Annotated in this window: 7 protein-coding genes; all 7 read left to right on the top strand. The window is 72.2% G+C overall.

Annotation, left to right across the window (positions count from 1 at the left end):
- Positions 1–6 precede the first annotated feature (6 nt).
- The 7 genes from ACSYGN_RS02760 to ACSYGN_RS02730 all read left to right on the top strand — a co-directional run bounded on the left by ACSYGN_RS02760 (position 7) and on the right by ACSYGN_RS02730 (position 16,103).
- Positions 7–4,629, top strand: coding sequence for a beta-ketoacyl synthase N-terminal-like domain-containing protein (locus tag ACSYGN_RS02760; RefSeq protein WP_460391416.1), 4,623 nt, complete (start codon positions 7–9; stop codon positions 4,627–4,629).
- A gap of 13 nt (positions 4,630–4,642) precedes the next feature.
- On the top strand, positions 4,643–9,889 hold the full coding sequence (locus tag ACSYGN_RS02755) for a condensation domain-containing protein (protein WP_460391414.1): 5,247 nt from the start codon (positions 4,643–4,645) through the stop codon (positions 9,887–9,889).
- Complete coding sequence (locus ACSYGN_RS02750; protein WP_460391412.1) at positions 9,886–10,698, top strand: thioesterase II family protein; 813 nt, start codon at positions 9,886–9,888, stop codon at positions 10,696–10,698. Before ACSYGN_RS02755 ends, ACSYGN_RS02750 begins: the two co-directional genes overlap by 4 nt.
- 95 nt (positions 10,699–10,793) lie before the next feature.
- Positions 10,794–12,308 (top strand): acyl-CoA carboxylase subunit beta, encoded by a 1,515-nt coding sequence (locus ACSYGN_RS02745; protein WP_460403181.1) that lies wholly within the window; start codon positions 10,794–10,796, stop codon positions 12,306–12,308.
- Positions 12,309–12,381: 73 nt separating this feature from the next.
- Positions 12,382–12,654, top strand: coding sequence for an acyl-CoA carboxylase epsilon subunit (locus tag ACSYGN_RS02740; RefSeq protein WP_460391410.1), 273 nt, complete (start codon positions 12,382–12,384; stop codon positions 12,652–12,654).
- Between the two features lie 34 nt (positions 12,655–12,688).
- A complete protein-coding gene (locus ACSYGN_RS02735; protein ID WP_460391408.1) occupies positions 12,689–14,446 on the top strand; it encodes a fatty acyl-AMP ligase in 1,758 nt (585 codons plus the stop codon).
- A gap of 91 nt (positions 14,447–14,537) precedes the next feature.
- Positions 14,538–16,103 (top strand): amino acid adenylation domain-containing protein, encoded by a 1,566-nt coding sequence (locus ACSYGN_RS02730; RefSeq protein WP_460391406.1) that lies wholly within the window; start codon positions 14,538–14,540, stop codon positions 16,101–16,103.
- Positions 16,104–16,123 lie beyond the last annotated feature (20 nt).

The raw sequence follows: 16,123 nt of genomic DNA, 5'->3' as shown, positions 1-16,123 counted from the left end.
CATCCCTTGCCCACCGGCGCACGGGAAGCCGCCATGGACGAGCCCGACGGCATCGCCGTCATCGGCATGGCGGGCCGTTTTCCCGGCGCCCGCGACATAGACGAGTTCTGGGCGAATCTGCGCTCCGGCACGGAGAGCATCGTCGACGTGGCCGAGGAGGTCCTGGCCGAGGAGGACGTTCCGCGGGACCTGCTCGCCGATCCGCACTACGTCCGCCGCGCCGCCCCCGTGGAGGGGGTGGACGAGTTCGACGCGGAGTTCTTCGGCTTCACCCCCCAGGCGGCCAGGACCATGGACCCGCAGCAGCGTCTGCTGCTCCAGCTCGGCTGGCACGCCCTGGAGGACGCCGGATACGACCCGTTCCGCTACGACGGCTCGGTGGGCGTCTTCAACACCGCCTCCATGAGCTCCTACCTGCTGTACAACCTGATGTCCCGCCAGGACACGCGGGCCCTGCTCGGCGCGGGCCTGAGCCTGGAACTGGTGCAGCTCGTCGGGGGCAACGACCCCAACTTCATCGCCACCCGGGTCGCGCATGCCCTGGACCTGCGCGGTCCGGCCGTCGGCGTGCAGACCGCGTGCTCCAGCGGTCTCGTCGCTGTGCATCTGGCCTGCCAGAGTCTGCTCGCCGGGGAGTGCGACATGGCCATGGCCGGCGGTGTGTCGCTGCGGATCCCGCACCGGGCCGGTTATGTGTACGACCCGGGTGCGATCATGTCGCCCGATGGCAGGTGCCGCCCCTTCGACGAGCGGGCGGCAGGCACGGTCTTCGGCAGCGGCGGGGGAGCGGTGCTGCTCAAGCCGCTGCAGGACGCTCTCGCCGACGGCGACCCCGTCCGGGCCGTCGTCCGGGGCTCGGCGATCAACAACGACGGCTCCCGGAAGATGGGATTCACCGCGCCCAGCATCGACGGGCAGGCGCAGGTCGTCGCCGAGGCCCTGGCCGTCGCCGGACTGGAACCGGCCGGCATCGGCTACATCGAGGCACACGGCACGGGTACGGCGCTCGGGGACCCCATCGAAGTGGCGGCGCTCGCCGCGGTGTTCGCCGACACGGACACCGAACGAAGCATCGCCCTCGGCTCCGTAAAGTCGAACATCGGCCACTTGGAGGTGGCCGCGGGCATCGCCGGCCTGATCAAGACGGTGCTGGCCCTGGAACACCGGGAGCTGCCCCCGACGCTGCACTACACCCGGCCCAACCCCGAACTCGGCCTGGAGAAGACCCCGTTCCACGTGGTGGACACCCTCGTGCCCTGGACGGCACCGGGGCCGCTGCGGGCCGGCGTGAGCGCGCTGGGCGTTGGCGGCACGAACGCCCACGTCGTCCTGGAGGAGGCCCCGCCACGACCCGCCGCCCAGCCCCGTGCAGGCGGCCCGGCCGTCCTCCTGGTCAGTGCCCGGGACCCCGGGCAACTCGAGGAGTCCGCCCGGCGGCTGGCCGACCGCCTCGAAGCCGCCGCCGACGACGAGTCGGACGACGTCGAGTCGGACGACGTCGAGCTGGACGACGTCGAGCTGGACGACGTCGAGCTGGACGACGTCGAGCTGGACGACGTCGAGCTGGACGACGTCGAGCTGGACGACGTCGAGCTGGACGGGGTCGAGCTGGACGGCGTCGAGCTGGACGACCGGCACGTGCGCGCGGACGAGCTGGACGACGTCGCCGTGACGCTCGCCGAGGGCCGTCACGCGCACCCGCACCGCCGCGCCGTCGTCGCCCGCACGGCACAGCAGGCCGCCGAGGCCCTGCGCACCCCGGGACACCTCGCGTCCTGCGCCGGGCAACCCGCCGGGGAGACCCCGGGCGTGGTACTGCTGATGCCCGGCCAGGGCGCCCAGTACCCCGGCATGGCCAAGGGGCTCCACCAGGACGACAGCCGCTACCGCCGGCATTTCGACTGGGCCGCGGCAGGCCTGTCCGACCTCCTCGGACTCGACGTACGGGCAGCGGTCCTCGGCGACGACGCGACGGCCCTGCGACGCACCGACGTCGCCCAGGCCGCGCTGTTCTCGGTGGAGTACGCCCTCGCCCGGCTCCTGGAGGAACACGGCGTCCGGCCCGCCGCCGTGGCCGGTCACAGCATCGGCGAGTACACGGCCGCGTGCCTCGCCGGCGTGTTCGCTCCGGAGGACGCCCTGCGCGTCGTAGCAGAGCGGGGACGGCTCATGCATACGGCGCCGCCCGGCACGATGCTCACCATCGGCCTGCCTCAGGACGCCGTCGCCGAAGCCGTCGCCGGGGCGGGCCTGGAGATCGCCGCCGTCAACGAACCCGGCTCCACGGTGGTGGCCGGTCCCGACGACGCCGCCGCACGGCTCGCGGACCGCCTCGCCGCGCAGGGCGTCACCGTACGACGGCTGCACACCGCGCACGCCTTCCACACCGCCGCCATGGACGAGGCGGCCCAGCGGTTCGCCGAGCGCGTGGCCGCCGTCGGGCTGAGCGCGCCACGCCTGCCCCTGTTCTCCGGCACCACGGGAGAGCGGATGACCGACGCGGAAGCCCTCGACCCCGTCCGCTGGGCACGTCAGATCCGGCACCCGGTGCGCTTCGCCGGTGTGCTGCACGCCGTCCTGGGCGAGCCGGGGCGCGTCCTCGTCGAGTGCGGTCCCGGCCGTGCCCTCACGACGTTCGCCCGTCGCAATCCGGGATGGGGCGGCGAACACCGGCTGCTGCGGCTGATGCGGCACCCTAGGGAGGAACGGGACGATCGCGAGGCCTTCCTGCTCGGACTGGGCGCCCTGTGGGCGGCAGGACTCGAACCCGACTGGCAGGCCGCACGCGACGGACGCACCGCACGCCGTACCCGCCTGCCCGGTTACCCCTTCCGCCGCGACCGGCACTGGATCGCACCGCGCTTCACCGGCGTACCGGACGCGGACCTTCCGCCCGCCCCGGCCGGCGGACTGCCGGAGCAGACGGCCCCACTCCATGACGCGTCCCCCGCCGACACACCGGCCGAGCGGGCCGAACGCCTGATCGCCGCCGTCTGGACCGACATCCTCGGCATCCCCGAAGTCAGCGCCCACGACAACTTCTTCGACCTGGGCGGCGACTCCGTCGTCGCCGTACAGGCCGCCTCACGGGCGTCCCGCGCCGGGCTGCCCATGACCCCGCAGGACGTGTTCCAGCACCAGACGGTCTCGGCGCTGGCCGCCGCCGTGTCCACCGGCCCGGCCACCGAGGCGCCGGTCACCGCCGACGCCACGGAGGTGCCGCCGTTCACCGCCACCCAGTGGTGGGTCGTGGAGCGCGCCGGGGACCGGCTCGGCGAGTTCACCGTCCCGCTGCTCCTCGACATCGCCGACGACGTGACGACGGCGGCAGTGTGCGAGGCGGTCGGAGCGGTCGCGGCCCACCACGAGGCGCTGCGGCTGCGGCTGGAGACGCGCGACGGTCTCTGGGAGCAGCGCGTCCTCCCACCCGGGGACATCGACGTACCCGCCATCCCGCTGCCCGCCGGGCCGCCGGACTCGATGTTCCAGGAGGCGGACGCGGTACTGGCGGACCTCGGCCGGAACCTGCTCACGGATTCCGGCCCGCTGTTCAGGGCCGCCGTCCTGGACGCGGGACCCGGCGCCCCCCGGCGTCTCGCCCTGGTCATGCACCACTTCTGCGTGGACAACGCCTCCGAGCGCATCCTGCTGGAGGACCTGTCCACCGCATGCGGCCAACTCCGTGAGGGACAGCCGGTCCTGCTGCCGCCCGTCGTCACCCCGTGGTCCTCCTGGGCACAGTGGGCGGCGGGCCTGACCACCGACCGGGACGTCCTCGACGAGCGTGGCGACTGGCTCCGGACCCTCGGCGCGGACGGTGCCTTCGGGCTGCCCGCGCTGTCACCTCCCCACACGGACCCGGCCCGGCGTGTCGCCCTCGCGCCGGTGGAACTCGACCAGGACACCACCGAGGCCCTGACCCGGCTGCAGCGCGAACGGCGGGCTCGCCTGGACGAGTTCGTGCTCGCGGCCGTGGCCGTGGCGGTCGCCGAGGCGACGGGCGAGGACCGCGTGCTGATGGACGTGGAGGGTCACGGCCGGGCCGTCCTGCCGCCGGGCATGGACCTCAGCCGCACGGTCGGCACCTGCACCACACTCCATCCGGTCTGCGTGGAAGCCGGACGCAAGGGCGTGCGCGGCGCGGCGGAGTCAGCCAGGCGCGCGCTGCGCTCCGTACCGCGCGAAGGCCTCGGCTACGGCGTGCTGCGCACCCTGCACGCGCCGTCCGCCGCGCTCTTCGCACGCCTTCCCGCCCCGGATCTCCTGGTGACCTACCTCGGCGCGGTGACCTACGAGGCCGTCGCCGAACTAGGCGAGGGCGAGGGGCCCCTGCGTCCCTCGGCCGTGGCAGGGCTGTCGGCGCGTTCCGTACCCGCTTGCCTGACCCATGGCACGGAACTGCGGGCCTACCTCCACGACGGCCGCCTCCACCTGGACTGGTGGTACGACGCCGACCGCTACGACAGCGGACCGGTGATCGCGGCCGGCGCACGCGCCGTGAGCGCGCTGCGCGACCTCACCAGGCAGGCACCGTCCGGCGAGAGAACCGCTCAGGGCGGCACTCCCTGGGCGGACGTGAGCGAAGACGAACTCCGCATGCTGTTCGGCGATCAGAACCGCGACATGTGAGGACCACACATCGATGACTGTCCGTGACGTCGAGGACGTCTACGTCCTTTCCCCCATGCAAGAGGGGCTCCTCTTCCACACCCTGCAGAACCCCGGCAGCGCGATGTACGTCCAGCAGCTCGCCCACACCTACGTCGGCGACCTGAACGTGGCCGCGCTGCGGTCCGCCTGGCAGACCGTGGTGGGCCGGCATCCCGTGCTGCGCAGCTCGTTCGCCTGGGAACGGCTCGACAAGCCGCTGCAGATGGTCCACCGTGACGCACCGGTGGAGTTCACCCCGCTCGACTGGACCGGTCTGTCCGCCGACGAGGTGACCGAGCGCGAGGAACGGCTGCTGCGCGAGGACCGCGAACGCGGCTTCGACCTCGCCCGGCCGCCGCTGATGCGCTTCTACCTCGCCCGTCTCGCTGACCGGCGGCACCGTTTCGTCGTCAGCGTGCACCACCTGATCCTGGACGGCTGGTCCACCGGCGTGGTCCTGAAGGAAGTGGCCTCCGCCTACACCGCGCTGTGCGCGCACAAGCCCGTCGACCTGCCCTCCGTGCGCCCCTTCCGCGACTACGTCGAGTGGCTGCGGCAGAAGAACCCGGAGGACGCGGAGACGTACTGGCGGCGGGAGCTGAAGGGCATCACCGGCCCCACGCCCCTGCTCCCCGACGCCAAACCCGGCTCCGCCTCCGCCGCCCAGCACGTCACCGCCCTCGAACTCGACGCCGCCGAGGGCGCGTCGGTGACGGCCACGGCCAAGGAGCGCCGACTCACCCTCGGCACCCTGGTCCAGGCGGCCTGGGCGCTGCTGCTCTCCCGGTACGCGGGCACCCCCGAGGCGGTCTTCGGCACCGTGTCCGCCGGGCGCCCGCCGGAACTCGAGGGATGCGAGGAGATGGTCGGTCTCTTCGTCAACACCCTTCCCACCCGCGTCACCACCGATCCGGCGGCACGCGTGGGCGACTGGCTGACCGACGTGCAGAAGCAGGCGGTCGCCGCCCGCGCCCATGAGCACGTCCCCCTCACCCGCATCCAGGAGTGGAGCGAAGTGCCGCAGGGCACCGAGCTGTTCGAGACCGTGCAGGTGGTGCAGAACGCCCTGGACATGTCCCTGCTCCGGGAGCGGTTCGCGGACCTGGAGGTGGCCGACCCCGTCTACTTCACCCGGACCAGCTTCCCGCTCACACTGGCCGTCGTACCGGGTGACCGCATACTGCTGCGCGCCATGTACGACCCGGCATGGCTGCCCGACACGATGGCGCAGCGCCTGCTCGGCCATCTGCGCACCCTGCTGGTCGAACTCGCCGGGAACCCCGACCGGCGCCTCGCCGAGCTGACCATGCTCACCCGCGGTGAACTGGCCGAGCTCGGCGCCACCGGGGCCGCTCCGGACGCCCGGACACCGCGGCCCCTCGCCGACCTGTGCCACGCGCACGCGGCCAGCCGCCCCGACGCACCCGCCGTCGTCCACGGCTCCCGGCAACTGACCTGGCACGACCTGGACACCAGGGCCAATCGACTGGCACGGCTGCTGCGGGACCACGGTGTCGGCGACAGCACCGTCGTCGCCGTCTGCCTCACCGACCCCGTCGACGCCCTGACCGCCCTGCCGGCCGTATGGCGGGCATCGGCCGTGTCCGCCCCGGTGGATCCCGCACGGACCGCCGACGCCGCCGACGACATCGCCGCGCAGATCGGCCGACTGCGCCCCGGCCTGGTGCTGACCGACTCCTCGGTCGCCGCGACCGTCGCCCTCGACGACCACGACGTACTGCTGCTCGACCAGGTCGCGGACACCCTGGCCGCACAACCCGGCTCCCCCCTGGAGACCGACTTCGGCGGCCCCGCCCACGTGGCCCTCACCTCCGGCGCGGAGGACGGGCCCAAGGCCGTGCTGCTCGACCACCAGGCCCTGGCGGACACCGCCGCCGCACAACAGGACGCCATCGGACTCGACCCCGACGACGGAGTGCTGCTGCAGGCACCCGCCGACTCCTACCTCTATCTGACGGCGGTCCTGGCGGCGTTCTCCGCAGGCGCCCGGCTCGTGCTGCCCACCTCACCGGCCTCCGGCGACGCCTCCACCGCCGCCGCGCTGATCAGCGCCACCATCGGCGCCGGGAACATCAGCTGCGCCGTGCTGACGCCGGCGCTGCTCGGTGCCCTCGACCCCGACGGGCCCGCCGGTGCCTTGCGCACCGTCCTGGTCAGCGGTGAGCGCTGCCCGGCGACCCTCGCCGCCACCTGGGCGCGCGGCACCCACCGGCGGCTGTACTCGGTGTACGGCTCCGCGGAGACCGGGGGCGCGGCGGTGATCGGCCGGGTCACCGACGAGGGCGGCACGGCCGGACAGCCCGCCGCCGGGCGCCGGGCCTACGTCCTCGGGCCCTCCGGCACACCGCTGCCCCGCGGCGTCGCGGGCGAACTGCATCTCGTGGGTGCCGGTCTGTGCGCGGGCTATCTCGACCGCCCGGCGCTGACAGTGGAGCGATTCCGGCCCGACCCGTTCGCCGACGGCGCAAGAGGACGCATGTACCGCACAGGCGACCTGGCACGGTGGACCGAGGACGGCAGGCTGGAGGTACTCGGCCGGGCCTGCGACCGGCTCACCGCCGCCGGCCGCACCACGCACCCCGCCCCCGTCGCCGACATCCTCGGTACACATCCGGCGGTGGCCGCGACGGCCTTCGTGGTCCGCGGCCCCAGGGACGGGGACGGGAGCGGGGACGGGGGACTGACGGCCTGTGTCGTACCGGTCCACGGCGACACGGCCGGTGCCGACCGGCACGACCAGGTGGAGCAGTGGCGCAGGATCTACGAGCACACCTACGCCGACCGGGCCGACACAGGTGACGCGGAGTTCAACATCGTCGGCTGGAACAGCAGCTTCACCGGGGGCGCCATCCCCGAGGAGGAGATGCGCGAGTGGCGCGAGGACACCCTGGAACAGCTCCGGGCTCAACAGGCCGCCCGCATCCTGGAGATCGGCTGTGGCACCGGCATGTTCCTGCTCCCGCTCGCCCGCGAGTGCGAGGAGTACTGGGGCACGGACCTGTCGCCCGCCGCACTCGGCTACGTACGCGAGCAGTTGTCGGCGCCCGCCTACGCCGACACCGGGGTCACCCTGCACGAACGGCAGGCCGACGACTTCACCGGCATCCCCGAGGGACGCTTCGACCTCGTCGTCCTCAACTCCGTCGTCCAGTACTTCCCGGACGCCGACTACCTCCGGCGCGTTCTCGACGGGGCGGTCAGGGCGCTGCGGCCGGGCGGCAGGATCTTCGTCGGCGACGTCCGCAACCTCGACACACTTGAGGCCATGCATCTGTCGATGCTCCTCACCGACAGCCCCGCCGGGCGCCCGTCGGCCGAGCTGTGGCTCGCCGCCCGGGCCAGGGCCCGGCTGGAGGAGGAACTGGTCCTCAGCCCCGGCTTCTTCCACACGTACGCCGCCCGGGCGACGCCCGGCGCGGTGGCCCGGGTGGCCGCCAAGCGGGGCCGCGCACGCAACGAACTGACCTGCTACCGCTACGACGTGCTGATCGAGGTGTCCGCACCGGACCCGCGGGCAGCGGACACCACGCGCGACTGGAGCGCCGACCGGCTCGACACGGCCGCACTGGACCGCCTGCTGTCCTCCGTCACCGACAGCCTCCTGGTCACCGGCATCCCCGACGACCGGGTGCGCGACATGACCGACGCCCAGGAACTGCTGCGCCACGGCTCTGCCCCGGCGACCGCGGGCGGCCTGCGCGACCGGGTGGCGCGGCACGACGGCGTCGACCCCGAGGAACTGCACGAGGCCGCCGAACGCGCGGGCTGCCGTACCGACCTGCTCATCGGCGCCACGCCGGGAACGCTCGACGCGCTCTTCGTCCGTGACGGGTCGTCCGCCGCGCTCTCGCGGGGACGCGCCGCTCTCTGGCGCGGTCATGTGCCCACTGCGGCAGGCGCGCAGCCCACGGCGGCAGGTGCGCAGGACCGGCAGGCGAGCGACCCGCTCGCCCAGCGCCGCGACGCCAAGCTCCTCACCGAGCTCCAGACGCTCGCGGAACGGCAGTTGCCGACGCACGCCGTCCCCCGCGACTACGTGGTGCTCGCCGGTCTGCCGCTGACCCGGGACGGACGGGTCGACCGGGCCGTCCTCGGCAGTCTCCAGGCCTCGGACCGCAGCCGCGGACGCGAGATCGTACCGCCGCGCGACACCACCGAACTCCTCGTCACCCGCGTGTGGGAAGACGTCCTCGGGGTGCGCCCCATCGGCGTGACCGACAACTTCTTCGCGCTCGGCGGTCACTCGCTGGTGGCGATGCGGGTGATCTCCCGCCTCCAACGCCACTTCGACCGGGACATCGACCTCGCCGTCCTGCTGGGCCGGCCGACCGTGGAGGAACTCGCGGCGGTCCTGCGCGAGGACACCGACGGCCCGGGACGCTCCCCGGTGGTGACCCTGCAGCCGGAGGGCGGCGAACCGCCCCTGTTCCTCGTCCACCCGTCCGGCAGCAACCTGCTCGTCTACCAGTTCCTCGCCGAGCGGCTCGCCCCCGACATCCCCGTCCACATGCTGGAGACACCCGCCCTCGACCGGTTCGGCAGTGTGGAGGAACTCGCGGCCCATTACGCGCAGGCCGTCCGCGCCACGCTTCCGCACGGTGCCCCCTGCCGGCTGGGCGGGCTCTCCTTCGGCGGAATCGTCTCGTTCGAGGTGGCGAGGCAGCTCACCGAGACGGGCACACCGGTCGCCTCGGTCACGATGTTCGAGTCCTCACTGGCCGGTCCCGTGCCCGCGGACATCACCGAGGAGGATCTGCTCGCCTACCGCACGGTGCACTTCACCCACGTCTTCGAGCTGATCTTCGGCAAACGCATCCCGCTGACCGAGGAGGAACTGCGCGGACTCGACCACGACCGGCAGCTGCAGGTGCTGTACCAGCGGATCGACGACGCCTTCCAGGGCGACGTGGCCGTGAGCCTGCTGCGGCGCACCGTCGAACAGGTCGAGTTGGTCCGCGAGATGATCCGCGCCTACCGGCCGGGCCCCTACGGCGGTCACGTAGCGCTCTTCATCGGGCTCGAACCGATGCCGCCGCACCTGAACGACCCGGAGTTCTACCGCGGTGACCGGACGCTGGGCTGGGACACGTACCTGCCCGGCCTGCGGATCGTGGACACGCCCGGCAACCACCTCACACTTCTCAACCCGCCGCACGTCGACACCCTCGCTCAGCGGCTGCGGGACCTCGTCCGATCGGCCGCTCCGGAGACCCGATGACCTTCCCGTCCCTTTCCCCGTCCTCCCCCGTCCAGCGCACCGAACTGTGGTTCCGCTGCTTCGAACGCCGGCCGTACGCGGTCGGCCGGATCTACGCGTTCCCCTTCGCCGGAGGCGGAGCCGCCGTCTACCGCGGCTGGGTGGACCGGCTGCCCGCCTCGGTGGAACTGCGGGCCGCGCAGCTGCCCGGACGCCAGGACCGTATGGCCGAGCCGCCGGTGACCGACCTGGCCGAGCTGGTGCGCACCCTCGCCGACATCCTCCTGGACGACCTGGCCGACCTGGACCACGGGCCCTTCGCCTTCTTCGGGCACAGCATGGGAGCACTGCTGTCGTTCGAGCTGGCCCGCGAACTGCGTCGGCGCGGCGGGCCGCTGCCCGTGCTGCTCGGCCTGTCCGGCTGGTCGTCACCGCGCGGCGGTCTGCCGCACGAACGGTACAGCGGCCTGTCCGACCAGCAGTTCCTGTTCGCGCTCAGGCGCCTCGGCGGTATGCCGCAGGATGTGCTGAACGCCCCGGAGCTGCTGCGCCTGGTGCTGCCCACCCTACGCGCGGACTTCGCGGTCGTGGAGAGCCACACCTACCGGCAGGAGCCCCCTCTCCGGCAGCCGATGTCGGTGTTCGGCGGCATCTCCGATCCCTTCACCGAACGCCGGGGCATCGAGGAGTGGCGGCACGAGACCACCGCCCCGGTGACGGCGCGTCACTACCCGGGAAAGCACTTCTTCCTGCTGGAGGAAGCCGACGCCGTGGCCGTCGCCTTCGCGGGCGATCTCAGCAGGGCGCTGACCGGCGGAGGCGTGCGGTGACCGGCGGCACCGGAAGCAGCCGTACCGGCGCAGCGCGCGACGGTCACGTCGCTCCTCTCACCACGGCGGACCGCATCAACGAATTCCACCGGCGCATGGCGCAGGCCGAACACCCCGCCGCCCCGGCCGCGGTCGACAAGCAGCATGCCCGCGGCAAACTGACCGCCCGCGAAAGGATCACCGAGCTCCTCGACGAGGGATCGTTCGTCGAACTCGACGCGCTGGCCCGCCACCGCTGCCACAACTTCGGCATGGAGAAGCGGCGCCCCTACGGCGACGGTGTCGTCACCGGCCACGGCACCGTGGGCGGGCGCAAGGTCTTCGTCTTCGCCCAGGACTTCACCGTGTTCGGCGGCAGCCTCGGCGAGGTGTACGGCGAGAAGGTCGTCAAGGTGATGGACCTCGCCATCCGAGCGGGCTGCCCCGTCATCGGCATCAACGACTCCGGGGGCGCCCGGATCCAGGAAGGCGTCGTCTCCCTCGCCTACTACGCGGAACTGGTACGGCGCCATGTGGAGGCGTCCGGCGTGATACCCCAGATCTCGCTGATGATGGGGCCCTGCGCGGGCGGCGCGGTGTACGCGCCCGCCATCACCGACTTCGTCGTGATGGTGGACCGGACCTCGCACATGTTCGTCACCGGCCCGGACGTCCTCAAGGCGGTCACCGGCCAGACGGTGGACCAGGAGGAGCTGGGGGGCGCGCACACGCACAACGCGGAGTCCGGGAACGCCCACTACCTCGCCGCCGACGAGAAGGACGCCTTCGAGTACGTGCGGGAGCTGCTGTCGTACCTGCCGCCCAACAACCTCGACGAACCACCGGTGTACGCCCCGGCCGACGAGCCGTCCGAGGCGGAGGCCGCGGCCCTGGACGGCATCATCCCGGACGACCCCAACCGCCCGTACGACATGCACGATGTCATCGCGCAGGTCGTCGACGGGGGCGAACTGCTGGAAGTGCAGCCGCTGTACGCCCGCAACATCATCTGCGGTTTCGCGCGGATCGACGGCCACGGCGTCGGAGTGGTCGCCAACCAGCCCCTGCACATGGCCGGTGCCCTGGACATCAACGCGAGCGAGAAGGCGGCACGTTTCGTGCGCTTCTGCGACGCGTTCGGCCTGCCCGTCCTGACCTTCGTCGACGTGCCCGGCTTCATGCCGGGTACGGAGCAGGAACGCCTGGGCATCATCCGGCGCGGCGCCAAGCTCGTCTACGCCTACGCCGAGAGCACCGTCCCGACCGTCACCGTGGTCACGCGCAAGGCGTTCGGCGGCGGGTACGGCGTCATGGGGTCGAAGCACCTCGGCATCGACATGAACTTCGCCTGGCCCACGGCGCAGATCGCCGTGATGGGCTCGGACGGAGCCGTCAGCGTCCTGTACCGCAAGGCGGTCGAGGAGTCCGACGACCCGGCCGCGGAGCGCAGCCGGCTGCGCCTCGAGTACGAGCAGACGCTGTGCAACCCCTACGTCGCCGCGGACCGCGGCTACATCGACGCCGTCATCCTGCCGTCGCAGACCCGCGCCCACGTGCGGGCCGCCCTGGACACGCTGCGCACCAAACGGACGACGTCGCTGCCGAAGAGGCACGGCAACATCCCGCTGTGAAGCGGCGGAGAACTCGGAGAGACCGCTGTATCCGTCGCATTTGTCGAAGTACAGACAGAAGAGGGGGAACGACATGTACGTCTCCGGTGGTGCCACGCGGCCCGCTCCGGAGCCCGCGTCCGCCGAGGTCCCGATGACCGTGCTGCGCGGGAATCCCACCCCCGAGGAACTCGCCGCGGTCGTGGCGTGTCTCGCGGCCGCCGTCTCCCGCGTCCGTCGAGCCTCTCTGCCCCGCTCCGCGGCCCCGTCCTCCCGGTGGGCCCGTGCGGCGCGCACGGGGCTGGTACGTGCCGCCCTCCCGGCCGGGAGCGGCTGGCGGACGGGCTTCGGCCCCGACCGCGGATGAGCACCCGACACCTGTTCAGGAAGCGAGACCACGCATGACCACGACGACCTCCGGGCCGCCGATCACTTCGGTCGGCACACTCGCCGACAGTCTTCGACTGCGTGCCGGACAGCAGCCCGATCAGACCGCCTACGTGTTCCTGCGCAACGGGGAGCACGAAGAGGCGACTCTCACCTACCGGGAACTCGACACCGCCGCCCGGGCACGGGCCCACGCCTTCACCGCCGCCGGGCTCGACGGCGGCAGCGCCGTCCTGCTGCACCCCTCCGGCCTCGAGTTCATCCGCGCCCTGCTCGGCTGCATGTACGCGGGAATCGCGGGTGCCCCTGTCCAGGTACCCAGCCGCGCTCGGGGGCTGGAGCGGCTGCGGCGCATCGCGGACGACGCGGGCACCTCCGTCGTCCTCACCACCGCCGCGGTCAAGAGCGAGCTCGAGGAGCGCTTCGGCGACCGGCCGGAACTGGCCGGCATCACCCTGATCGACACCGAGTCGATCGACGGAGGCGCGGCGGACCGCGCGGCCCGGTTCGAACCGCGTCCACAGGACGTCGCCCTGCTGCAGTACACCTCCGGATCGACCGGCGACCCCAAGGGGGTGATGGTCACCCATGCGAACTTCCTGAGCAACGTGGCCGAGACGGACGGCCTGTGGCCGAGCCGGCCGGACGGACGCATCGTCTCCTGGCTGCCCCTCTTCCACGACATGGGGCTGCTGTTCGGTGTCATCCTGCCGTTGTGGGCCGGCATTCCGTCCTACCTGATGGCCCCCGATGCCTTCATACGCCGCCCGGCGCGCTGGCTGGAGGCGATATCACGGTTCCGCGGCACCCACTCCGCCGCCCCGAGTTTCGCCTACGAACTGTGCGCACGCGCCTTTGCCGAGGGAAGGATTCCGCCCGGTCTCGACCTGTCCTCCTGGCGCGTCGCCGTCAACGGCGCCGAACCCGTACGGTGGCACACCCTGCGCGCTTTCACCGAGGCCTTCACCCGGTTCGGTTTCGCCGAGCATGCCGTGTGCCCGGGCTACGGCCTCGCCGAGAACACCCTGAAGACCACCGGCAGCCCGCAGGACCGCCCGCCGTCCGTGCTGTGGCTGTCGTCGGCGGACCTGGGGGAGGGCCGGGTCGTACCGGGAGACCCGGCAGCGGAGAGCGTCAGCCCTGTCGTGGGGTGCGGGCCGCCCGCGCCCGGTACCGCGGTGCGGATCGTCGACCCGGTCACCCGCACGGTGTGCCCGCCGGGCCGGATCGGAGAGATCTGGATCAGCGGACCGTGCGTGGCGGGCGGCTACCGTGGCAGGCCCGAGGAGACCGAGGAGACCTTCCGGTCCCGGATCGCGGGCGCACCCGCCGTGGCCGGTCCTCATCTCAGGACCGGGGACCTGGGCTTCATCCACGACGGGGAGCTCTACGTCACCGGCCGGCTGAAGGACATCATCATCCGCAAGGGCCGCAATTTCTATCCGCAGGACATCGAACTCTCCGTCGAGACAGCCCATTCCGGTCTCCGGCCGAACTGCGCCGCGGCCTTCTCGGTGGACGACGGTCGGACCGAGCGGCTCGTCGTGGTCGTGGAGGCCGACGGCCGGGTGCTCAGGACGACCGACGCGGACACCCTGCGGCAGCGCATCCGCGACGGAGTCTGGGACGGCCAGCGCCTCGAGGTCGACGACGTGCTCCTCATCCGCCGCGGCGTGCTGCCCAAGACATCGAGCGGCAAGGTCCAGCGCCGGCTGTGCCGCAAGCGGTACCTCGCCGGAGACCTGCCCCCGGCCACACGGGGAGGGAGTTGATGCCCGCACCGTACGCCGCCGGAGTGGTCCGAGCGGCTCAGGCGGTCGCTCTCCCCTGACCCAGAACTCGATCGAGGAAGGAATGTGCACGATGCCGACAGCGACCCCTCACAGCGACCCCTCACACGAAGGACGCCCCCCTCATAAGGACGCCCCCTTCCACCGCATCGAGGAGGCGTTCGCGCAGCAGGCGGCGGAACACCCCGACGCCGTGGCGGTGGTGGACGGTGAACGCTCCGTCACCTACGGCGAGTTGTGGGACACGGCGGGGCGACTCGCGGCCGGGCTGGCCGACGCCGGCGTGGCACCCGGCGGCCTGGTGGGACTGAAGGTGCACCGCGGATGGCGTGTCGTCGCCGGCATCCTGGGCATCTGGCGGCACGGATCCGGCTACGTCCCCCTCGATCCCCGCTACCCGCAGACGCGCCAGGACTACATCGCCGGTGACGCCGGACTGCGGCACCTGCTCGTCGAGGACCTGGAGGACGGGCTGCGCGTCAAAGCGGACCAGGCAGCCGGGGCCCGCGCGGTGCCGGTACCGGAAGACACCGCCTACATCATCCACACCTCCGGCTCGACCGGTGATCCCAAAGGAGTGGTCGTCCGGCACAGCCACGTCCTGGCGCTCCTCGAGTCGTGCGGCAAGACGTACGACGTCGGCGCCGACGACGTCTGGTCGTTCTTCCACTCCCACAGCTTCGACTTCAGCGTGTGGGAGATCTGGGGAGCCCTGCTCTCCGGCGGCCGGGTCGTCGTCGTGCCGCACGAGGCGGCCACCGACTCGAAGATCTTCGCCGGCTTCCTGGCCGAGCACGGGGTCACCGTGCTCAGCCAGGTTCCCTCGGTGTTCGGATACCTGGTGCGGGCCCTGGCGGACCACCCGGTCCCCCTCCCGCAGCTGCGGTACGTGGTCTTCGGCGGCGAGGCCGTCCACCCGCAGAGCCTGCTGCGGTGGTACCGGCTGGGCGTCGCGCCCCGGGCGGAGCTGTACAACATGTACGGCATCACGGAGATCACGGTGCACGCCACGGTCGCGAAGCTGTCCCCGGCGTTGCTGCGCGCGCCCGGCGTCGGTACTCCGATCGGAGAGCCGCTGCCGCACCTCACCATGGTTCTGCTGGAAGGCGGACGCCCGGTGCCGCCGGGCGTCCCCGGTGAGATCCACCTCGCGGGGGAGGGGGTGGCCGACGGATATCTGGGACGCCCCGAGCTCACCGCACAACGATTCGTCCGCATCGAGGAGCTGGGCGCGGACCGGGTCTGGTACCGCAGTGGCGACTACGCGATCGAGCGCCTGGACGGCGGGTACGAGTTCCTCGGACGCCGCGACGACCAGGTGAAGATCCGTGGATTCCGCATCGAACTCGGTGAGATCGAGTCGGTGATCGCCGGCCAGGCGGGGATACGCGAGTGCGCTGTCGTGGTCGCGGAGTCACTCAAGGGCGAACCCACACTCGCCGCCGGTTTCGTACCGGAGAACGACGATCCCGCCCAGTGCGCCGCGACGGCTGCCCAGCTCAGGAGCCGCCTACCCGAACTCCTACCACGGCACATGGTGCCCGGCCAGTTCGTTCCGGTGAACAAATTGCCCCTCACTCTGTCGGGAAAGCTCGACCGAGCGGCCCTGGCCCGCCGGATCCAAGAGGACGATCATTGAGCGCGATTCACGCAGGCGAG

Source organism: Streptomyces sp. YIM S03343, from assembly GCF_054729195.1.
Note: the sequence above shows the minus strand (reverse complement) of the source record. Positions and strands in the feature narration are given on the sequence as shown.